General features: G+C 67.1%; 18 protein-coding genes and 1 tRNA gene. 6 read left to right on the forward strand and 13 right to left on the reverse strand.

Translation table 11 applies throughout. The annotated features are described in order from the left end of the window. Positions 1 to 164 precede the first annotated feature (164 nt). On the forward strand, positions 165 to 389 hold the full coding sequence (locus tag MFF04_RS08915; RefSeq protein WP_238275171.1) for a hypothetical protein: 225 nt from the start codon (positions 165 to 167) through the stop codon (positions 387 to 389). A gap of 81 nt (positions 390 to 470) precedes the next feature. Then, positions 471 to 1,358, forward strand: a complete 888-nt coding sequence (locus tag MFF04_RS08920; RefSeq protein ID WP_238275173.1) for a cation diffusion facilitator family transporter — start codon at positions 471 to 473, stop codon at positions 1,356 to 1,358. Positions 1,359 to 1,440: 82 nt separating this feature from the next. Here MFF04_RS08920 and lipB read toward each other — a convergent pair whose 3' ends face one another. Further along, positions 1,441 to 2,160 carry a lipoyl(octanoyl) transferase LipB gene (lipB, locus tag MFF04_RS08925; protein ID WP_238275174.1) on the reverse strand — a complete coding sequence of 240 codons (720 nt, stop codon included), beginning with the start codon at positions 2,158 to 2,160 and terminating at the stop codon, positions 1,441 to 1,443. A 66-nt stretch (positions 2,161 to 2,226) separates the two neighbouring features. Here lipB and MFF04_RS08930 point away from each other — a divergent pair, with 66 nt between their 5' ends. From MFF04_RS08930 to MFF04_RS08945, 4 genes are all read left to right on the forward strand, one after another. Further along, a complete protein-coding gene (locus tag MFF04_RS08930) occupies positions 2,227 to 2,529 on the forward strand; it encodes a FliM/FliN family flagellar motor switch protein (protein ID WP_238275176.1) in 303 nt (100 codons plus the stop codon). Positions 2,530 to 2,612: 83 nt separating this feature from the next. Further along, positions 2,613 to 2,697 (forward strand) — tRNA-Leu (locus tag MFF04_RS08935). Positions 2,698 to 2,779: 82 nt separating this feature from the next. Beyond that, a complete protein-coding gene (locus MFF04_RS08940) occupies positions 2,780 to 4,363 on the forward strand; it encodes a site-specific integrase (RefSeq protein WP_238275178.1) in 1,584 nt (527 codons plus the stop codon). 33 nt (positions 4,364 to 4,396) lie between these two features. Beyond that, the gene (locus MFF04_RS08945) at positions 4,397 to 5,305 is read left to right on the forward strand and encodes an AbiTii domain-containing protein (RefSeq protein WP_238275180.1); all 909 of its coding nucleotides are present in this window, start codon (positions 4,397 to 4,399) and stop codon (positions 5,303 to 5,305) included. A 16-nt stretch (positions 5,306 to 5,321) separates the two neighbouring features. Here MFF04_RS08945 and MFF04_RS08950 read toward each other — a convergent pair whose 3' ends face one another. From MFF04_RS08950 to MFF04_RS09005, 12 genes are all read right to left on the reverse strand, one after another. Further along, entirely contained in the window at positions 5,322 to 5,720 is a 399-nt protein-coding gene (locus MFF04_RS08950; RefSeq protein ID WP_238275182.1) for an RNase H family protein, read from the reverse strand. An 89-nt stretch (positions 5,721 to 5,809) separates the two neighbouring features. Further along, positions 5,810 to 9,604, reverse strand: coding sequence for a hypothetical protein (locus MFF04_RS08955; RefSeq protein ID WP_238275183.1), 3,795 nt, complete (start codon positions 9,602 to 9,604; stop codon positions 5,810 to 5,812). 272 nt (positions 9,605 to 9,876) lie between these two features. Further along, the gene (locus tag MFF04_RS08960; protein ID WP_238275184.1) at positions 9,877 to 12,288 is read right to left on the reverse strand and encodes a hypothetical protein; all 2,412 of its coding nucleotides are present in this window, start codon (positions 12,286 to 12,288) and stop codon (positions 9,877 to 9,879) included. Positions 12,289 to 12,425: 137 nt separating this feature from the next. Next, positions 12,426 to 12,953, reverse strand: coding sequence for a virion core protein, T7 gp14 family (locus MFF04_RS08965; protein WP_238275185.1), 528 nt, complete (start codon positions 12,951 to 12,953; stop codon positions 12,426 to 12,428). A 185-nt stretch (positions 12,954 to 13,138) separates the two neighbouring features. Beyond that, positions 13,139 to 13,591 (reverse strand): hypothetical protein, encoded by a 453-nt coding sequence (locus MFF04_RS08970; RefSeq protein WP_238275186.1) that lies wholly within the window; start codon positions 13,589 to 13,591, stop codon positions 13,139 to 13,141. A gap of 7 nt (positions 13,592 to 13,598) precedes the next feature. Next, positions 13,599 to 13,862: a hypothetical protein gene (locus MFF04_RS08975; protein WP_238275187.1), complete on the reverse strand. Its 264-nt coding sequence runs from the start codon at positions 13,860 to 13,862 to the stop codon at positions 13,599 to 13,601. A 145-nt stretch (positions 13,863 to 14,007) separates the two neighbouring features. Further along, positions 14,008 to 15,132: a hypothetical protein gene (locus MFF04_RS08980; protein WP_238275188.1), complete on the reverse strand. Its 1,125-nt coding sequence runs from the start codon at positions 15,130 to 15,132 to the stop codon at positions 14,008 to 14,010. A gap of 241 nt (positions 15,133 to 15,373) precedes the next feature. Continuing rightward, positions 15,374 to 15,760 (reverse strand): hypothetical protein, encoded by a 387-nt coding sequence (locus tag MFF04_RS08985; RefSeq protein WP_238275189.1) that lies wholly within the window; start codon positions 15,758 to 15,760, stop codon positions 15,374 to 15,376. Positions 15,761 to 15,963: 203 nt separating this feature from the next. After that, complete coding sequence (locus MFF04_RS08990) at positions 15,964 to 16,164, reverse strand: hypothetical protein (protein WP_238275190.1); 201 nt, start codon at positions 16,162 to 16,164, stop codon at positions 15,964 to 15,966. Between the two features lie 212 nt (positions 16,165 to 16,376). Further along, positions 16,377 to 16,829, reverse strand: coding sequence for a Rha family transcriptional regulator (locus MFF04_RS08995; protein ID WP_238275192.1), 453 nt, complete (start codon positions 16,827 to 16,829; stop codon positions 16,377 to 16,379). Positions 16,830 to 16,881: 52 nt separating this feature from the next. Continuing rightward, positions 16,882 to 17,295: a hypothetical protein gene (locus tag MFF04_RS09000; RefSeq protein ID WP_238275194.1), complete on the reverse strand. Its 414-nt coding sequence runs from the start codon at positions 17,293 to 17,295 to the stop codon at positions 16,882 to 16,884. A gap of 450 nt (positions 17,296 to 17,745) precedes the next feature. Continuing rightward, positions 17,746 to 20,202 carry an Ig-like domain-containing protein gene (locus MFF04_RS09005; RefSeq protein WP_238275195.1) on the reverse strand — a complete coding sequence of 819 codons (2,457 nt, stop codon included), beginning with the start codon at positions 20,200 to 20,202 and terminating at the stop codon, positions 17,746 to 17,748. Between the last annotated feature and the right edge of the window lie 81 nt (positions 20,203 to 20,283).

Consider the following 20,283-nt stretch of genomic DNA (forward strand, 5'->3'; position numbering starts at 1 on the left):
CATCGTCGACACCGTGAAGGACATCGTGCCGAGCGGTCCTTCGAAGAGCGGGACGGTCTCGCCGATCTCCGCCGCCCGGCCCGGCCGCTCACGGGCTTGATCGCGCGCGAGCCGGCCTCACCTAATCCCCGGCGCGCCGATGGGGCGCGGCGGGGAGGAGCCGGATGGCGGCGGAAGCGGGCTCGAAGCGCGACACCCTCGATTCGCAGCTGATCCGCTACTGGGAGCGCGAGGCCGCTCGCCTCGACCGGCTCGCGGCCGGCGCCACCTTCGGCTGGATGGCCCGGCGCTATGCCCGCCAAGCCGAGCGCGCCCGCGCCCAGAGCGCCCGCAGCCGCGCCCGCGACGAGGCCCGCGGCCGCGCGGGCGATCCAAGCGCGGCGGTATAGCGCCCGCTAAGACCTTTGCCGTGGCCTTCCGGTAGGGCCTGCCTCTAAGCAGCGCGGGCCATCCACCCGAGGCCCCTCCCCATGGAACGCACCCAGAAGGCCGCGCTCGCCAGCGCCGGGATCGGCGTGCTCGTCACGGCTCTCAAGTTCGGCGCCTGGTGGCTGACGGGCAGCGTCGCGCTCTACTCCGACGCCCTGGAAAGCATCATCAACGTGGTGGCCGCCGGCGGCGCCTTCCTGGCGCTGCGCGTCGCCGCGCGGCCGGCGGATGCCGAGCACCCCTACGGCCATCACAAGGCGGAGTATCTCTCGGCCGTTGTCGAGGGGGCGCTCATCATCGTCGCCGCCCTGCTGATCCTGCGGGAGGCGGCGATGGGCATCCTCGCGCCGCAGCCCGTGGACGCGCCCTATCTCGGCCTCGCGGTCAACGGCGTCGCGACGGTGATCAACGGCGCCTGGGCGACCTACCTGCTGCGGCAGGGGCGGGCCTGGCGCTCGCCGGCCCTGATCGCCGATGCCCGCCACGTGCTCGCCGACGTGTTCACCTCGGTCGGCGTGCTCGCCGGCTTCGGCCTCGTCGCGGTGACGGGCATCCTGGTGCTCGACCCGGCGGTGGCGGGTCTGGTGGCGCTCAACATCCTCTGGTCCGGCTGGGGCATGGTGCGCGGCTCCGTCGACGGGCTGATGGACCGGGCCGCCCCCAACGATCTCGTCGCCGAGATCCGCCGCCTCATCTCCGAGAACGGCGTCGGCGCGCTGGAGGCCCACGACGTGCGCACCCGCCACGCCGGGCAGGCGACTTTCATCGATTTCCATCTCGTCGTGCCCGGCGAGATGACGGTGAAGGAGAGCCACGACATCTGCGACCGGCTCGAATCGGCCATCGAGGCCGCCGTGGAGGGCGCGGTCGTCGTCATCCATGTCGAGCCGGGCGAGCACGCCAAGGCCTGCGGCGTGCCGGTGATCTGATTGTCTCAGACGCGCGGTCCGGGCGTGGACATGGGCGCCCGTTCGGGCTTGCCGGGGAAGCGCCGCGCTCCCATCGGGACGGCTAATCCACGAGCACCGTCTCGCCGAAGATCGGTTCGAAGGCGGCGCGCAGCTGCATGTCGACCTCCGCGAGGCTGACGATGCGCCCGAGATCGGCGAGGCTCGTCACCCCGTGGGCGGAGACCCCGCAGGGCACGATGCCGGAGAAGTGCGAGAGGTCGGGCTCGACGTTGAGGCTGATCCCGTGGAAGCTCACCCAGCGGCGCACCCGAATGCCGATGGCGGCGATCTTGTCCTCGACGCCCTCCCCCCGCTCCGGCCGCCGTACCCAGACGCCGACCCGTTCCTCCCGGCGCTCGCCGGCGACGTTGAAGGCGTCGAGAGTGGCGATCAGCCAGGCCTCGAGCGCCGAGACGTAGGCGCGCAGGTCCCTCCGCCGCCGGCCGAGGTCGAGCATGGCGTAGGCCACCCGCTGGCCGGGCCCGTGATAGGTGTACTGCCCGCCCCGCCCGCTCGCATGCACCGGGAACCGGTCCGGCGCCACGAGGTCCTCCGGCCGCGCCGAGGTACCCGCCGTGTAGAGCGGCGGATGCTCCACGAGCCAGACGCGCTCGGCCGCGCGCCCCTGCGCGATGGCCTCGGCACGCGCCTCCATGGCGGCGACGGCCTCGGCGTAGCCGGTGAGCCCGTCCGCCACCACCCATTCCACCGGCTCCGAGCCCGGCGCCGGAAGAAAGCCGTCCGGGTTCGAAGACAGCCGATCGGAGCCCGCGTTTACCAAGGCTTCACCCTGTTGCGCCGAATCTGCCGGCCGATGCCGCGACTCGCGGCGGGAGGCGGACGGCGCGTGGCCATTCTCGAGGATCTCAAGGTCGATCTCACGGTGGTGCTGGGGCGCAGCCACATGCCCCTGCACATGCTGCTGCGCATGGGCCGCGGCGCGGTGATCGCGCTCGAGTCCACCGAGACGGATATGGTCGAGATTCTCGCCAACGACCACCCGATCGCCCGCGGCCAGATCGTGGTGACGGGCAACCGCATCTCCGTGGAGGTGACGGAGCTGATCCGCAAGGCCGAGGTGCTGCGCACGCCCGGCGTCACCATCGGCGAGGGCGCGGTTCCGGTGCTGGAGCCGATGGGGCTGGAGTAGGATTCGGCGACGGAACGCTTGTCGGGGCGGATTCGATCTGTTATCCGCCACGCCGTTCCCGACGTCGACCGACGGACGGCGACGCGGCCATGGCGGAATTGGTAGACGCGCTAGCTTGAGGTGCTAGTCCCGAGAGGGGTGGAGGTTCGAGTCCTCTTGGCCGCACCAACCTAATTGCTCTTGAAGGGCAAAGAGTTGGTGCAATACAGTGGCTTACGGGTGACCGCGCTCTCACACAGCGGTGCCCCACATGGCCCTCATGACAGCCCGACCCTGGAAAGACCCGAAGACGGGGGTCTATCACCTTCGTCAGCGCACTCCGCGTGATCTCCTCGCGCGGCTGAAGGGCACCACCGTGTCCCTTCCGATTGCCGACGAGTTCGCCACGGTGCGGGTCGGTGACATCATCCAAGCTTCGCTTCGTACGAAGGACGCTCGGGAAGCCAAGCAGCGGCACGCGGTGGCTGATGCGGCCCTGAAGCGGCGGCTGGAGGCAGAGCGACAGGGACCAGCACGGCTGACCCAGAAGCAGGCTTTGGCCCTCGCTGGCGTCCTCTTCCGAGAGTTCACGGCGGCGCATGACGATGATCCCGGCGACGCGGATCGTTGGTTCAATGAGCACCGGGACGACATCATCGCATTCATGAACGGGGATGACACGAGGCGTCGTTCCGCCCGTGAGGAGCGCTTCGGCAAGCTTGCGGACGGGCTTCTGACGCGAGAGGGCTTGGTCGTAGACGCTGACAGTCGAACTCGGCTGGTGGATGCCGTGGCAAAGGCACGAGGGGATGCCACGCTGGGCCTCTATCGGATGGCCGGGGGCGACTACAGCCCCGACTCGACAGGCGCGCGCTTCCCCGCCTGGACCCGTCCTGAGGCCCCCTCCCCGGCCCCTTCCGAGGCCGTGAGCGTGGATGGCCTCTTCGACCGCTGGGCCGCCTACGCGGAGGACAAGAAGGCCGCCAACACCATCAAGCGTTACCGCGGCAGCTTCAGGTCCCTCGCGGCCTTCGCCAAGGACCGGGACATTCGCTCCCTGACGCCGGACGATCTCTTCGCCTGGGCTGAGCATCGTCGGGACACTGAGGGCGTCACGCCCAGGGCCATCAACAAGAACGACCTCGTGGCTGTCAGCTCCGTGTTCGGCTGGGCCGCAAGCCGGCAGGGGAAGCTGCTCCTTCCCGAGAACCCCGTCCGTGGCGTGCGGCTGGATGAGCCTAGGAGGGTCGCCAAGCGGGAGCGCACGTTCCGGGATGCCGAGATAGCGGCGATCCTATCAGCGGCCTCAGCGGTCAAGCCTGACGATGCCAACCCCACCTTCGCCGCAGCCCGCCGATGGTGCCCGTGGCTCGCGGCCTACTCGGGCGCGCGCATCGCGGAGCTAACACATCTGGAGAAGCGTGACGTTCGTACTGAAGCCGGCATCCTCGTAATGGACCTCCGGGTGACGAAGACGGGCGAGCCCCGCACGGTGCCCCTTCACGCTCACCTCATCGAGCAGGGCTTCCTGGCGTTCGTGGAGGCGTCCGCCCCAGGGCCGCTCTTCTACGACCCCAAGCGCCACGGAAAGGCATCCTCGACGCCGCCCGCAGAGATGCGCGGGCACAAGGTCGCGAAGTGGGTGAGAGAGGTTGCGAAGTTGGACCCCGACGTAGACCCGAATCACGGCTGGAGGCACACTTGGAAGACCAGAGCGCTTGGAGCGGGGATCGAGGAGAGGCTACGGGATGCTGTGACGGGGCACCGGGTCGCGTCCGTGGGACGGAAATATGAAGCGCCTTCAATGATGATGTTAGCAGCCGCGATAGGGGCATTTCCACGATATCAAATCTGACTATTCTACCCTTTTATTCCTTAGGGCAACCTGATGCGGCTTCTCAGAGAGATTGCAGAGCTTGCGGTGAGCAGCCAAGAGCCTTTGACTAACGTGCTCCGGAAATGTCTGATATTGAATGCCAGTCTTAAAAACGATACTTTAAAGACATGGCTCAATAAAGAACTTAATGGCTATGATAGCGATGACAAACTACCTGACTATAGACTAATCAATATTCACGCCAAGGGAACATTCCATGGCCCAGCAGGCAGTGGAGTAAATAACGCAACATTGCCCCCCATGATTATGCCTGAAGAATTTAGGCATTGGGGAAATCTGGCAAAGCTCACCCAAGGTGTTGCCGCGTATGATGCAGCTGTAAAGTCGGGTAGTCAGGACCCTTTAAAGATTCCCTGGCCGCAGGACTTAGTGCTCTATGTGCAAAGCGATTTTTATCGCGGATATACGCTTGCTGAAGCATGGCAAGTGCTCCCGATGAGTTCCCTTACTACTCTTTGCGACACGGTACGCAATCGGGTTATTGATTTTGCACTCGAAGTAGATGAGACATTGTCTGGCTACGGAGAGGACGTCAAATCCATGCCAAAAAGCGAGGTCACTAAATCTGTGACAAATATAATATATGGTAATAACAACATAATGTCCGGTAATTCTAGGGATATTATATACCGAGCAGAGAGCAATGTTTCTTCGCAAGACTGGTGCGCGCTTGCTGACATTGTGTCATCGCTGGGTTTCTCAGATAGTCACATCGCAGAATTGAAGCAGGCGATAGACGAAGACGCGAATGCCAGCATGACTGATGGTATCGGGCCAAAAACTGCGAGTTGGCTTGGAACCGCGTTGGGTTATGTCAGTAGAGGGGGAGCGAAGGTCGGCATCGAAGTTGCATCAAAAACTTTGACAGCTGCTATCACAAATTTCCTGGACTTGACTTGATACGCAGCCTCAATTCTCACCCCCGTTTCCCTATCTCCCAGCGCACCTCTCCCTGCCGCTCCACAGCCTCGTCCAGGTCCCGCCAGAGGTCCGCGTTCAGGACCTGCTTCCGGTTCGCCCCGCGCCAGCCCTTCGCCTTCCAGCCGGGGAGCCAGTCCCGCATCCCCTTGATGAGGTACTCGCTACCGGAGCCCATGGTCACGCTCTGGCCGGGCTCCAGCGTCTCTAGGGCCCGGAGCGCCGCAACCTGCTCCATGCGGTTGGCCGTGGTGTCCTCCACGTTGCCGCTGACGCTCCACTCTTCCTTGGTTCGCGTGTCGTGGATCGTGGCCGTGAAGAAGCCCGGCCCGGTGTTACCCTGACAGCGGCCGTAGAGAGCGACGTAGTACGTGGTCGTGTGATCGTCGTCGGTCATCCCGAGTTCCCTTCAGGCAAGCCGGGAGAGCCCCTTGCGAGGCCCCTCCCGGTGCGTTGTGGTGGTGGTAGTGGAGAGCCCGCCGGGGCTCAGTGACGGGCCCGCGGGGCGTCCTTCTCCGGCAACCCGGAGGCCAGCGCGTTCGCCAGCCAGGACATCGGCAGGGCGTTCCCGAACGGCAGGGCGCTGACGAGGGCCCGGAAGTCCCGCTGCGAGTACGGGTCTCCTGTGAGGGAGCCTGCGACCCCTCGGACACCCTTCATGCCGCTGTCCAGGAGCGCGGTCGCGGCAAACGAGGTGAGCCCCTGTGAGGGCGTCCCGGTCACCCGCGTGTCAAACAGCGGGTCCATGCCGCCGAGGAACATCGCGTTGTCCCAGGCGCCCGGCAGGAGGGACGAGAAGCCCGCCCGCTGGAAGGCCGCCGCAGCGAGCTTCCGGGGCTCCAGGCGCTTCTCCAGGAACTTCTCCCGGTCCTCCCGGCCGAGGCTCTGGAGGTGCGTCTGGGCGGCGTAGGCGAGGCCCCCGAAGGTCATCGTGCCGATGAGCATCGAGAGGCTTTCCCAGTCCCGCATGTGGGCGTTGTGGAGGGTGTTCTTGGTCCAGGCCCCCAGCATGAAGCTGCGGAACTGGAAGAAGAGCTTGCCGAGGCTGGACCCGAGCACGGTGTTGGTCTGCCCCAGGTCGTTCTCCTGGATCACCTTGCGGGTCCACCGGAAGATGGCGTGCTCGAAGGCCCCGCGGGTCTCCGGGTCCCAGTCCTCCAAGTTGAGGCGTTGCAGTCGCGATCCCGTCCGCTCCCCCTCCACGAAGGAAGGCTTCGTCCGCAGCTCCGCGAAGATGCGCTCCTGCATGTCGTCGGGGAGGCCCAGGACGCGCATCCGCTGGCGGTTCACGCTGGCACCCTCGGCGCTCATGTCCACGAACTTGTAGAGCACGCCCTTGGCCGCCCAGCGCTGGAGGTAGGCGTTGATGGCCGCCATGCCGGAGATTTGCGTGGTGACCCTCGCGCCCCGCTGGAGGAGCCCTTCGGCCTGGACCATCCGGGGACTGCGGCCGAGATGCGTGACGGGGGAGCCGAAGTCGTCGGTGACGACGTGGCCGATGCCCCGCAGGGTGTCCGTGCCGGCCGTGCTGATCCACTCCAGCTCGTGGGCCAGCTCGTCCTTCAGGTGACCCGTTCGGGCATCCCGGAGGAGGGACCGGAGGGAGGGCATGGCGGAGATGGCGGTCCGCAGCCCGAGGCCCCCGGTAATCATGCCGATCTCGGCCACCTGGGCGAACCCGACTTGGTTCATGACCCGGACGAAGTTGTAGTCCCGGACCAGCCGGACGGCCTGAGCGAGCTTCGTTCGGTCGAAGTCGGAGGGGATGCCCGTGATGCCGTTGAACATGAACTGGAGGCGGGACACGTCCGCGTCCACGCTCTCGCGCGCCTTCGGGCTCGCCTCGGGGTCCGCCGCCACGGCCCGCACCCGCTTGACCAGGGTCTCCCAGTCGGAGGCCCCGTGGATGCCGTCCACGAGGTAGCGGGGGTGGATGTCGTCCTCGCCCGGCCGCCAGCGGGGGTTCTCGACACGCAGGCGGGACATCGCCACGGTCCCGCTCATCTGCCTGTTGTAGAGCGTGAAGAGGAGCTGGGCGTCATCGTGGAACAGCTCCGCGATGGCGACCTCGCGGGACCCGGCCTTGCCCGTTAGGTCCATGCGGAAGTTCTCGTCCAGGAGCTGGCGAGGCTTGCCGCGGGCGTTCGCCGCCTTGGCACCGTCGCGGGCCGTGGCACGGTAGAGGGCCGCCTCCACCTCGTCGTCCATCAGGCCGGCATCGCGCAGGGAAGCCCGCATCTGCTCCACGTCGAGGGAGGAGAACATGCGGCTGGTCGATAGCTCCTGCCCGGCGCTGACCGTGTGGAGGCGCTTCACGTAGCCCCGGCCGATCTTCTCGGCCAGCTCCGCCTCCATGTCCGGGTTCATGCCGCGGATCGCGGAGGAGACCAGCCGTTCCATCTCCCGCGTGCCGAACTCGGTATGCAGGGCGTTCCAGCGCTCCCAGTGGACGATGCGGGGCACGTAGGCCGCGCTCGGGTCCACGTTCTCGAAGCCTCGCAGGGGAGGCCGCATGGTCCCGTCGAGGGCGCGGTGGTCCCCCTGGGCAAGCTTCAGGTACTCCCCGTTGAGCCGCTTCCAGGTCTCGCCCATCCGGGACACCGCAGGGTCCCACTCCACGGTCCCGTCCGTGTTGCGCACGTAGGCCGTCACGAGCTGGCGGAAGCGGGTCTCCTCACCGTTCATCCCGGCGAACCATCCGACCTCGTTCCGGCTCCGGTAGTCCGCCCAGGCGGCCCGATAGTCCCGGCTCCAGGCGATGTCATAGCGGCGCTGGAGGATGGTCTGGTCCTCGGTGATGGCCCGGAAGGTGGCCTTGCCCTTGTCCGCCTGACTCACGGTCTCCTCTCCCAGGAGGTTGCCGAGGGCCCGCACGAGGGGGTTCTCGCTGGCCTTCAGGCGGCCCGTGGTGTCGAAGCGGACACGGCTGAAGGCGCCCACGTCCCAGGCGTCCCGGAAGTTGCGGTCCAGGAAGTCGCTCACGTCGCCCCGCACGGGATCGACGCGGCCGGGGGTCGCCATCGCACCGGCCGTGCTCTCGCCGGACGACACGGGGGCGTAGCGCTGCTCCTGATGGGTCATCAGGGCCTTCGCCGCCGTCTGCATCTCGCCCATCTCGCGGGCCACGGCAGGGTTGCTTCGGCCGAGCGCGCCGAAGGCGGACCCGAAGATGAGGCCGCCGGCCCCCGCGTAGACGAGCGAGTCGGCCTCCCAGGTGGGCTTGTTCAGGGCCATGGGGACCTCCGCCACGAGGTTGCCCGCAGCGCCCTCGACGGCCCCCGCAGCGATGCGCCCGAGGCGTCCCAGACGAAGCGCCCCGCCGACCGGAGCGAGCCCCGCGGTGACGAGCCAGCCGGCCGGGTCCACGATGCTGACCCCGATGCGGAGCGCTGTGCCCTTCAGGCCCATCGCGTCCAGCCTGCGGTCCGTCTCCAGGTCCCGCCGGAGCTGGCCCAAGCGCCAGTCGAAGTTCTCCGCCGAGTGCGCCTCGCCCAGGTACGACACGAAGCGGTCCGGCACGTCAGCAGCGCGCTCCTTGAGGAGAGCCGAGGTGACCTTGAAGGCCGGGTCCGGGGCCTGAGCGCCCTCGTTCTCGAAGGCCCAGCGAAGGGCGCTCTCCTGCCTCATCGCCTCGATGGCGCCCCGCGTGATGCTGAACGCCTCGTCCCCTCGGCGCTTGGCCTGGGCGGACAGCTCCAGGTCCGTATAGGGGTCGGCCGGGACCGCATCCGCGAAGCGTGCCTTGCCCTCGGGGAACTGGGGGCCGGCGCCGTACTTCACCGTGCCGCTCGGGCTCGCGGTGGCGCCCATCTTCCGGGCCGACCACGCCAGCATCTCGCCTACCGTGGTGATCGAGCCGAACACGCCGGGGTTTGCCGCAATGGAACGGGGGCTGACCACCATGCGGATGGGCGCACCGGGGTCCGCGGTGATGACCTTCGCCGCGTCCTGAGGGCCGAGGAACCACCCGAGGTGCTTCTCGCCATCATCCGGGGTGCGGCCCGTCTTGCTGGCGATGAAGTCCGCCACCTCGCGGGCGTAGAGCGGCGCGGCGATGGCCTGTTGCGCGGGGTCGCGGCGGTTGTTCAGGCCGTACTGGGGATAGCGCCGAGCGAGCCCGTCGAAGGTTCCTTCCGTGATCTGGAAGGGCCCCGTGGCGGAACTCGTCGGGGCGCCTCCGGGGCCCGAAGCGTTGTCCACGTTGCGGAAGCCGGACTCGGCCCCGCCGACCTTGCGCAGGAAGCCCGTATCCACGCCCAGAGTCGCGCTCGTCTGCTCCACGGTGTTCCACCAGGGCGGAAGCTTGGCGGGCGCTGGCGGGGCTCTCTGGGCCCTTACGGGGGCAACCGCGACGCTGGGCGGGGGCGTCATGGGCGGTTCGGCAGGAGGCGTCGTCACGGGGGTGTTCGGTGCGGCCGGAAGGGGCGCTTCCGGGGTCTCGGTCTCAGGGTTCATGCTAGGTCCTGGGCATGGGTTCTCGTTCGCGCGGGCCGGGTGGTCCGCACGTCGTCGTTGGGTGGCGATGGGGTCGCGGGAGGTGACGCCTCGGAGGGCTACTCGCGGGGCTGCTTCCGGGCCCGCTTGCTGTCCCTCAGGAGGATCGAAGGCTTGAACGGGTTGGACGGCTCGACAGTCGGGGCTTCGGCTCGTGCCTTATCCTCCGCAGCCTCCGTCTTGGCGCGCTCCTCAGACCGCTTGAGCGAACCTTCGCGGATGCGCTCGGCCTGGGCGGTACTCTCCGCGTCGATGTTGAGGTTGATCCCCGCGACCTCTTCGGGGGAGTAGCCGCGCAGGCTCGGCTTGCTGACACCGAGGCCCGTGCCGGGAATCACCACGAGGGGCTTCAGGCGGTCGGCACTGGCCCGTTCGGCGCGCAGGCGGGCCTTGTCGGCACGCACTTCCTGGACGGCGCGGAGGTCATCGAGGGTGAGGGCGGCACGGGGCCCCATCTCGACGGGAAGCCCCGTGATCCGGTCCACCACCATCCAGTTGGTGGCCGAGTTCGGCATGGGGGCGATGGACAGGTCCCCCACCTCCCGGCCGACTGTGGCGCCGCGTTCCTCCGCGTAGCGCTTCAGGTACTCGCCAGCGAGGCTCCCGAAGTCCGGAGGGACGCGACGGTCGGCGGTGCGTACGGCGTGGCCGTTCACGTTGGTGAAGTTCTGCTCCACCCGCGCCGCGGCCCGCTTCACGGCCTCGTCCGCGCCCATGCCGCCCACCTTCACGTAGATGTCCGCGAGCTTCTGGGTCTCCGTGCTCATCGCCTCAATATTGGAGACCCCGGCGAGCCGGTTGAAGCCGAGCCCGAGCGGATTGGAGGCGATGCCGGCGATGCGCGAACGGACCTCCTCCGAGCGCACCCGTGCGGTGACGCTCTCGAACTTCGACGGGTCCCGGTGGTAGGCCACGGCGGTGGCGAGCGCGGTGCCCTCGTCCTGGACGCCGGAGGACACGAGGGTGTCCGCCACGTCGTAGAACTTGGCCGCCTCGCTCCCGGCCTGGGCAAGGGCGAGCTGCGGTGCCGCGGCGGCGAGCCTGCGATAGGTCTGGAAGCCCTCGCGAAGCACCTGGGGCAGCTCTCCCCCGACCATAACGCTGTTGCCGGCGACGGCCCCGCGCTTCATCACGTCGGACCACTCCGGGTTCTCCTGCCCGTTGCGGCTGAACCACTCCACCTTGCGGGCGAAGGAGGCCGCCTCACGCTGCGCCGGGGTGCCCGCACCACGGGACGCCACGAACTGCTCCCGGTCGAGGAAGCCGGACACGGCGGCGTCCTGCTGGTCCTTCGCGGAGACTGTTTTCGCCTCGCCGTTAGCCGCGGTGATGTCCTGGTCCTTCAGGGTCCAGAGAGACCCACGGTCGCCCGCATCGAGGGCCTGAGAGTCGAGAAGCTTCCGCTGGTCCTTCTCCAACTCCTTCGCGGCCTGCTTGGCGCGCTCGGCGGCGAGGCTCGCGCGGCTCCTCTCGTTCAGCCTGAGGTAGCCCTGGTACTCGCCCTCCGTCATGGCGCCCTTGTTACGGGGCTCATCGAAGAACGTGCGGAGGCTCTTCTCGTCCAGCTCGCCGCGGTCCGCCTGTGACCAGAAGCCGTGCTTGGCGTCTACGGTGGCGCGGTCCCGCCGCTGACCGTAGGCGGCCTCGAACGAGGCCACCGCGGCGGATACCTGAGGGCCGATGGTGGACGACCCCTCCAGCGTCCCGAGCTTCTTGCCCTGGGCGTCCACCCGGTCGGTGCCGGCAAGGGCCTTCACCACGGCGAGGTACTGGTCCGCGTTCGCCGGGTCGGCCTCCAGCTTGCCCTTCATGGCGCCGATGACGCCGAGAAGCGCCCTGTCCTGGTCCGGGAAGGAGACCTTCAGGATGTGTCGGTTGGTCTCGTAGGACTGCCGGACGGCCGCCGCGATGGCCTCTGGGGAGCTGCCGGCCTTGATGCCCTGGTCCACGGTGCCGAGCCAGCCGGCCTGGACGGTCTCCTGCGTGGCCTCGGCGGAACGCTCGGCGCGATACCGGACCTGTTGCGCCTGGACCTGTTGAGCGGTGTTGTGGAACGCGCTGTCGAACTCCCCGGCGAAGTAGGGGTTGCCGCCGTTTGCCTTGACGGCGTTCTCCCGGACGCCCTTGAGGTAGCCTGGAAGGTCCCCGCCGTCCTTGTCGAAGTCGTTGGCGTAGTAGGCTGCAACGGCGCGACCGGCCTCCTCCGCCGCGGCCCGCCCGTGGTACTTGGCGATGAGCCTCTGACCCATCTTCGTTTCCACGTCCGGGTCGGACTTCATCTTCTCTAGGATTTGCGCGCTATCGAGGCCGCCATAAGCCTGGGCGATGCGAGCCTGCCGCTCCTCGGCGTCGTCCCGAGTATGGGCTTCAGCAAACCGCTGGAGGGCCGGGCTCCAGTCGGACAGAGCACGCGCCAACCGGTCGGCCGAGTCGTCCTGAGGCGCCGTCATGGCGCGCACGAACTGGGACACGGGAGCCGCGACCGGATTGAGCCCGGATGCCTTCAGACCAGGGTCCTGTTGAGCGACCGCGCCGCGAGCACGCGAGGTATCCGGGGCATCCTCTTGGAAGGGCCGAAGCCCAGGAGTCAGTGCCATGGGGTGCCCTCTCAGACGCTGCTAGGACGGGAGCGGCGCTCCGCGAGATTGAGGTAGGTTGTGCCTGCGTTGACGGCGGCGGAGCCGATCTTCAGGCCCGTCTCCACGAAGGACGGCGGGGTCACATCCCGGAGGGAGTTGATGCGGTCTCGCATCTGGGCCTGAGCGCCCTTCTTGGACTCCTGGAGCTGGTCCACGGTCCAATCGAGGTTCGTGTCCGTGCGCTCGTTGAAGCGGCCTTCCTGGGCGATGATGTCCTGCATCAGGCTATCGACGGTGAACCCGGCGATGCCCGCCTCACCGGCCGCTACGGCGTTCGTGGCGCGCGCTGAACGGGCCTGGAGGGCAACGTCAGCCTTCCTCGCGGAGGCAGCATCGGCTTCCTGTCCCTGGCGCTTACCGAGGGCGGCGTCCTGCCGGCCGTACTCGGCAATAGCCGCTTCACGGCTCAGACGGTTCGAGAGGTTCTGGGTCCTGGCGCTCTCGGATGCGCCGATGTGGCCAACCACTGCCGAGCCGGCGTTGGTGACGAAGGACATGGCGGCGAGAGCCGCGGAGAGAGGTTCACACACTACGGTGCCCTGTGGCTTGGACGTGAGGGGACCTTCACGCGGGCCGGTGAGGGTCCGCGCGTCGGGTTCGGTTGGGATGGGGCCCAGTTGGGTGAGATGGGTCCCGATTGGACGCCGATAGCAGGGGCTAGGAGGGCCCGTGGAGCGGCGCGCTACCGCAGGAAAGCGAAGGCTTCGGAACGAGCGTCCCGCTCCTCCTCGTGGCGCCTACGGGCTTTTCGCGTCTGGGCGGCGGCCAACTCCTCGGCGGCGCTCTCATCGACGGCCACGAGCTTGCCGTCCGAGACCATCGCGAACGTCTCGGCCATGAAGACCGTCAGACTGTCGGCCAGCTTCGTGCCCGCCTTGGCCGTGATGAACGCGGCCTGGGCCTTAGTGAGGTGGTACTCGGTGACCGTCGAGACACGCCCCTTGCCGGATACGATTGGCACGCCACGGTGGCGCACCAAACCCATCACCTCCAGCATGGGGAGGTGGCGATTGATGAGCTTGCGAATGTCGGTCGGCCGGGCGTAGCCCAGGGCCTCGGCAAGCTTGAGGTCCTGGACGGTGGCCTCCGCAGGGGCGAGGGTGTTGCCGGCGCTTGGCTGAAGGGCGCTCGTCATGGCCGCCTCACTCCCCCGCCTGGGCCGCCTCGGGCACACGGTCGAGAAGGTCCCGCACCAGGGCCGCGGGGATCGCCACGGACACCGTGACAGGCTTCGAGGTGCCGTCCGGGTTGGCGATGGTCAGGAACACGTGAAGGCTTTCGCCGTCCCGCCGATGCTCCAGGACGAAGAGGTCCGAGGGCGTCCCCTCGACGGGGGCAACGAGGCTGTGGGCGCGGGGCTCGATGCCGGCGAACTGGAGGTGCGCGGGGGTGTCGTTCTTCGTCATGGTGGGTTCCTGGTGTTGAGCCCGCGCGGTGCAGGCATGGGGAAGCCGTTCACGCGGACCGGTGAAGGCCAGCGCGGCGGGGTGGTGAGAGGGTTTCAGGGGCTCCCCGGCTTACGGGTCTCCTGAGTGGGAGGTGAGGGGGGCTCTAGGAGCTGACCGAGGCTCTGGCCTTCAGGACCACCGGGAGGGACTGACCTGTCACATCCCGAGCGACAGCTTCCATGATGATCCTGCCTTCCTCGACACGGGAGCGAGGGAGGAGAAGACCATTATGGAGACCCAGCCCCACGATGCCCCGAGCACGCATCTCCTCCAGAACGTGGACGAGGATGACGCTCTCGGTGTGCATGAGGGAGAAGCCCAGGCCGACCCCGAAGCAGGACTTGAGAGCCGGGTGACGCTTCAGGATGGCGGCCTTGGTCCGTGCCACCGTCCACTCGGCCGGTAACCGGGGATCATCCTCCTTTTCGGGGACAGGCCAAGAGGTCCGGCGGTAGGCATCGAAGAGGATGGTGTTCATCGCCAGCTTTAGCGCTGAGCGGTGCTCCGGGCCCAGCCCGTCGACGGCGTAGAGGTCGCCCTCGGGAGGAACCCTTCCAGTGCTCGCGTAGGCCAGCCTCGGGAACATGGAGGCGAAGTCCAGGTCCTCGACGGGCTCGCCTTCGACCCTGATGCGGCTCCGCCGACTGCGCTCAAGGTTCTGCCAGAAGCCGCCGTAGAGGCGCCCAGAGCGGTCGAAGCGGGGCCCCTCGTCATCCGCGTGCAGGACGAAGCATCGGCTCATGTGCCGGTGCCGATGGTCTACGAGCCCACGGCCATCGTCTCGGAAGGCCACGTCTGCGGCCCCCAGGTAGGCGTTGAGGCCCTGGACGGTCGAGCGCATCGCGACCGTGCCGGCCGTATCTGGGTAGTCCACGAGTCTCCCAGAGTAGCCCGAGGCGGACGCTCCAGGCCGTTGAGCGCGCCTCCGCAGGATGATGGGCTCTTCCCCGGCGAGCCTCCCGAAGTCCGTCAGGGTGATGCCGGTCTCCCGGACCTTCGCCGCGAACGCGGGCGTAGGCGCGATGGAGGATGCCTCCCGCCACTGACAGGCCGGGGCGCGGATGGAGAGGATGCCCAGCTCGTCCATCCGGTCGAGGAGACCGGAGAAGGGCTTCCCGAAGGCCGGGTTGTCATACCGGGTGCGGCCCTTCTCGCCGTGCTTCAGGAAGACCGCGAGGCGTCCTGAGTCGGCGGGCATCAGCACGGCATGGGCGAGGTTCGCGACCACGGCCTCCACGGCGGTGAGGTGGTGCCGCTGGTCCGTCTCACGGCGCTTGCGAAGGCGGGCTCCGGTCTCGGCCTCATGCTGAGCGAGAAGGGCCACGGTGTCCTCTACGAGGCGGCGCAGGGCAGGCCCCGAGGCTCCCCGCCAGTCGTCAAACGGACGGTGCCGGGCGGGCGCGATGCGGGGACGCTTCGACGGGAGGGGCAGAGCAAGGCTGAGGTTCATCGGACCGGGCCTCGCAGGGTTAGGGGAGAGGGGACGCGGAAGGGGCCACGTGGGTGGCTCGGAGGGTTCGACGGGTGGTCAGCTCCCTGGCCGTGAGAACGTCGAGGTTCCGGGAGCGCAGGTTGAGGCGGTCGCCGTCCCGGTAGCGGATGAGGCGGACCAGCGGGTCAGCGACAACGAGGCGGGCGACCATCACGAGGCGGCGGCGCCCCAGGCCGCGGAGGCGGACGTAGAGCTGGCCCTTGCCGTTGTCGTTCACGAACCACGCCCGGTGGCCGTACTCGGCAACGATGGCCGCGTGGTCGGTCTCGTAGAGCCAAGCGTGAGCGCCTGGGCGATTGGTGAGCGGGACCCCGACAACCGAACGGCCGTCATCGTCCCGGCTGTGGAGGACAGCCAAGGTCATGGGAAGAGTTCGGTGAAGGAGGGTGTTCAGGGCCACGGGAGCGGCCCCGAACGTGGGAGAAGACCCGAGGCGCTACATGCTCGGAAAACAATGGATGCGTCCGGCCACGAGGTAGCGCCTCGGGTTATTCACTGGTGGCGGGTAATCGACCACGTATAGGTGGCGGGTATTCGACCCGGCCCGACGCTCCGGGGTGCTCGCCGCTACGCCGCCGAACGAGCCCGCTCCCAGGTCGGCCCCCAGGTGAACGAGAGGTATCGGCGTCCGAGCCACACCTCGTGATAGCCGTTTCCGTGGTCGAGCCAGTCGAACCACTGATGTCCCCGCGTGCCATCGTCGCCCGAGTAGAGAACTTCTATGAGCCGGCCCAGCGTCACGCTGAAGCTGCCCCACCACAGGTCCATGTCAAACCGCTTGCCCAGCACTTTCACAGCGATCTTCATCGTCTAAGCCCTACGCGCCGAAGCGAGCGCACAAGTCAAATACGTCGCTTCAATGGCTGAGTCTGTAGCAACAATACAACTGAAAATGCATCTAATACTTCCGATACCGTGACTATCACGCTTCCGGAACGATTACGTGACGTGTTCGTCTATTCGAGAAGCTGGATTTTTGTTTAGCCTTCATGCCTCGTTGTGACAACCAGACGGAGGGCCTCAGAGAACGTCTGGGGCACCTGGAAGACCGGCGTAGCGGGCACCGGAGCGGGCCGCGTCAGCTCCTCGTAGGCGTCGAAGCGGCGGATGACCTCGGCGCGCACCGCCTTGGCCTTGTCGGTCTTCGACAGGATGCAGACGAGAAGGGCTTGCTGGCGGTTGAGGTAGAAGGCTTCGGCAGGGCGCCCTCCTTGGGCTCCGAGGTTTGCACGCGCCGAATGCAAACCGCCGAACGCTTGCAGCTCGTCGCGATGCGTCTCGATGACGCCTCGGATGTTGGTCGGCCGGGCCATCCCGAGTTGGGCGGCAAGCGCCGTGTCCAGAACCCGCGGCTCGCCCTCGTAGGGGGTGATGGACAGGGCCACCGCGCGGCCGGTCTCGGAGATGACGGTCTTAGGTCCCTTGGAGAACATGGCAGGGGTCCTTTCAGCGGCCCGGCGGGCTCGCGTTCGTGGGCTTCCCTCGTCACTCCTCCGGCCCCAGCCCCATCATCCGCTTGTGCCGCGCACGACTCTCACGCCTCTCGGCCTTCCGGGCATCCTCTGCCTTCACCCGCTCGGTACGTTGCGCCTTCAGCATGTCCGCATTCGCAGCGGACCGGGGCATCTTCGACGCAAGGCGTTGGAGAGCGTTGTCGATATCCTCCACCGCAGCGGCCGGCATCGCGCCCATGAGAGCCCTCTCCGAGCCCAGCCAAGACCACACCGAATGCAGCGCCGTCCGCTGACGCTCGGCCAACGCCCAGGCCATCCGGTCGGCCTTATCGCGCTCCTCCCGAGCCGTCCGCCGAAGCCGCCCGAGGTGGTGCTCTATCGCCTCCTCCAGCACCTCGGCGGTGAACTCGTGGAGCTGGAGCGGAGGCAGCAACCGGCCGTGCATCGGGACCCTCAGGGACGCATCACGGGGAAGCCAAGCGTAGCCGTGACTCGACGCATCTAGAGTCAGGTGAGGGGGCGTCGAGACTGTCGGCGTAAGTGGCCTCTCCGCGCGCGCCAGCGAAAGCGCAGTGTGGCGGACCGGCATCGGTAAGGCCCGAGAAGCCTACGGCTCGGGATCGACCGTGAACCTGTAGACGGTCCTTGCGTTGGCCCCCGAGGCTGAGGGCGGACGATCTTGAACGACAATCAGGGAGGAGCCGCACTGCGGGCGCCTGAGGCTCGCGGCCCGACCCTCAACGACCTGACCCGTGTGCGCCTCGGGCGGCAACTCCAGGCCCTCTACGATCCCATTATCGATGAGCCGCTAGACCCCCGGCTGGCCGAGCTGTTGCGGCAACTGGACCAGGACCGGGAGTGCCTTTGAGTAATCTGGGACGGTTGGTGTCGATCGTTATCCAAAGTGGCCGTCAGCGAAGGCGCTGCGGCCCTCCAAGGCACCATTCGTAAGGTAGTGCGTCAGGGGGTTGACGTTGGCGGCGGCTACGTCCCCGTAGGTGGCCTCGTAGGCCCGCGTATCGAACGCAGCAGAGGGGTCGCGGCCTTCCCGCCAGCCGTTCGTATCGTAGTGAAGGAGTGGGTCCACGTTGGCCGCCCGCACATCCGCATACGCGGCCAGATAGCCCTTCGTATCGAACACCGCGTTCGGGTTGCGACCCTCATGCCAGCCGTGCTGCTGGTAGTGGGACGCAGCGAAGGCAAAGGCATCTCCGCCCGCGCCGAGTGCCGCCCGAGCCACGTCCGGGTTGCTGAGAAGATAGAATTCGGCGTCGAAGCCGTGGGCAGCGCTGACATCGCCTGGACGCCCAATCGCCGCGTAGGCCTGCCGGCCTTCCGCTTGGCCGTTGGCGAGGAAGTGTGACAGGGGGTCGATGCCGGCCGCCTTCACGTCCGGGTTGCGCGCGAGGTAAAGCTCGTTGTCGAACGTAGCGGACGGGTCGCGGCCCTCCCGCCAGCCGTTCGTATCGTAGTGCGTGAGCGGGTTGATTCCGGCCGCCTTCACGTCACCGTTGGCGGCAAGATAGCCGCTGGTCGAGAAGTAGGCAGATGGGTCACGGCCCTCCTGCCAGCCATTGGCGTTGTAGTGCGTCTCCGCATCGACGCGGGCGTTCCAGACATCAAGATTGCGGACGTAGTAGAAGAGGTCATCAACGAGCGCCGACCCGGTCTGTTGATTTACGGTGCCGTCCGCGAAGCGGTAGTGCTCGAAGCCCGAGAGCACAGCGTGCGTGCCGTTCGGTCCATCGATGACCGTGTGTCCGGCGGCGTCATAGCTAAGGCGCGCTTCTGGAAGGGCGAAACCGAAGACCACCGTGTCATCCCCCGCGCCAGCGTCGAGGACATGGGTCCCCGCGCCGACACCGTAGGTGTTGTTGCCAGGGTCGGCGGGGAGCGCGTTGAAGACCACCGTGTTGCTGCGACCGACATTGCCGCCCACATCGGTCTCGACGGCCACGAGGGCGTGATTGCCGGGACCGGCCAGCGTGACGCCCAGGGACCACCGCCCCTGGCCATCGACCGTCGCAGACCCGAGAGCCGTGCTCCCCTCGTAGACCGTGATGGTCGCTCCAACCTCACCGTACTGATTGATGCCGCCGGCCGTCTGCGTCACCGCGCTCCCGGAGAGCGTGACGTACCGATCCACCACGTCGCTTCCGGCCGTGCTGATGGTCACGACCGGCGGGGAGGTGTCGAGGGTCAGTCGAACAGGGTTGCTGGTGCCGATATTGCCCGCACCGTCCTGAGCCTGAGCGGACAGAGTATGCGTGCCGTCATTCTGAAGGCTGACGTTGGCAGTCCAGGTGCGGTCGGCATTGATCGTGCCGGTGCCGACGAGCGTCGATCCCTCGTAGATGCTGACCACTCCCCTGGCGCTGGCATCGACGCGCCCGGAGATCGTGGTGGTTGACGTGTTGAGGCCACGGTCGGTTGTGCTGATGCTGACCAATCGCTGATAGGTCCCGCTCGGGTCGGTCACGCTTTCGATGGACCGGGAGAGGATGTTTTCGCGGGCGGCGAAAGCCAGGACCGTCTCACTGATAAGAGCGTCCGGTCCCACACCTCCAGAGACATACCCGGCCTGAGTAGCGCCCCCGACATGAAAGGTCGTACCTGCGGCGTTATCAGTCGTGAATAACGAAAGGCTCTGGTAAACCGTCCCCGGAAGCCCAACAGTCAGATTGCCAATGAATAGATTGGAGTCTGAGGTAAAAATCCTCACACTCGCAAGCATTGAATAGCCCCCATTTATTGAAGAGAAATCTTGCAGCGTCGTACTTGATACGCGCACTGTTGTCGCACCCATATTAGGTGCGCTTACATATAAGTTCGGAATGCCAGTAAGGGATACGTTCGTTAGATCGTATCGATAGCCGCCAAATCTTCCGGGGCCGGAAAGAATAAGCGTGTCTCCGCCCCCACCACCGGAGATACTATCTCCCGCGCGAATATTGGACGGCGAGGCAACATAGAAGGCGTCCTTTTCAACGCCCCCAATTATGCTATTGCTCCCTGTACCGAGAAAGACATTCACGAGTGCGTTGCCGTTCGCGTCCGTTGTCGCGGTCGACGCGCCGCGCCCGAGAGTCACCGCCGTCGAGCTGTTGCCGAGCCTCAAGGTCGCCGCGGCGGTGGTCTCGTTCGTGAGGGTGACAGCCTCGAAACCCGTGAAGCGCAGCGGGCTTCCGAGATCGAAGGTTCCGCTACCCGAAAGGGCAAGCGTGTCGAACCCAGCGCCGCCCTCAAGGGAGTCGGATGGGTTGAACGTCAGGGCCGTGGCGTAGACGATTTGGTCCTCGTCGCTGGGGAGGACGGTGTCGGCGTTGGGGGTCAAGGTCGCGGTGACGGCCACGGACGGCTCCTGTGTCGTCGCTCAGACCGAACGACGACCTCGGCGGTTGCGTGCAGGCAACCAATCACGCTGCCCTCACCG

Origin of the sequence: Methylobacterium jeotgali, from assembly GCF_022179345.1 — a bacterium.
GTDB classification, from domain to species: Bacteria; Pseudomonadota; Alphaproteobacteria; order Rhizobiales; family Beijerinckiaceae; genus Methylobacterium; species Methylobacterium jeotgali.

Coding starts and splice junctions, on each gene's coding strand:
- MFF04_RS08915 (WP_238275171.1), top strand. CDS start 165: ATGGCGGCGGAAGCGGGCTCGAAGCGCGACACCCTCGATTCGCAGCTG.
- MFF04_RS08920 (WP_238275173.1), top strand. CDS start 471: ATGGAACGCACCCAGAAGGCCGCGCTCGCCAGCGCCGGGATCGGCGTG.
- MFF04_RS08940 (WP_238275178.1), top strand. CDS start 2,780: ATGGCCCTCATGACAGCCCGACCCTGGAAAGACCCGAAGACGGGGGTC.
- MFF04_RS08945 (WP_238275180.1), top strand. CDS start 4,397: ATGCGGCTTCTCAGAGAGATTGCAGAGCTTGCGGTGAGCAGCCAAGAG.
- MFF04_RS08950 (WP_238275182.1), bottom strand. CDS start 5,720: ATGACCGACGACGATCACACGACCACGTACTACGTCGCTCTCTACGGC.
- MFF04_RS08965 (WP_238275185.1), bottom strand. CDS start 12,953: ATGTCCTTCGTCACCAACGCCGGCTCGGCAGTGGTTGGCCACATCGGC.
- MFF04_RS08970 (WP_238275186.1), bottom strand. CDS start 13,591: ATGACGAGCGCCCTTCAGCCAAGCGCCGGCAACACCCTCGCCCCTGCG.
- MFF04_RS08975 (WP_238275187.1), bottom strand. CDS start 13,862: ATGACGAAGAACGACACCCCCGCGCACCTCCAGTTCGCCGGCATCGAG.
- MFF04_RS08985 (WP_238275189.1), bottom strand. CDS start 15,760: ATGACCTTGGCTGTCCTCCACAGCCGGGACGATGACGGCCGTTCGGTT.
- MFF04_RS08990 (WP_238275190.1), bottom strand. CDS start 16,164: ATGGACCTGTGGTGGGGCAGCTTCAGCGTGACGCTGGGCCGGCTCATA.
- MFF04_RS08995 (WP_238275192.1), bottom strand. CDS start 16,829: ATGTTCTCCAAGGGACCTAAGACCGTCATCTCCGAGACCGGCCGCGCG.
- MFF04_RS09000 (WP_238275194.1), bottom strand. CDS start 17,295: ATGCACGGCCGGTTGCTGCCTCCGCTCCAGCTCCACGAGTTCACCGCC.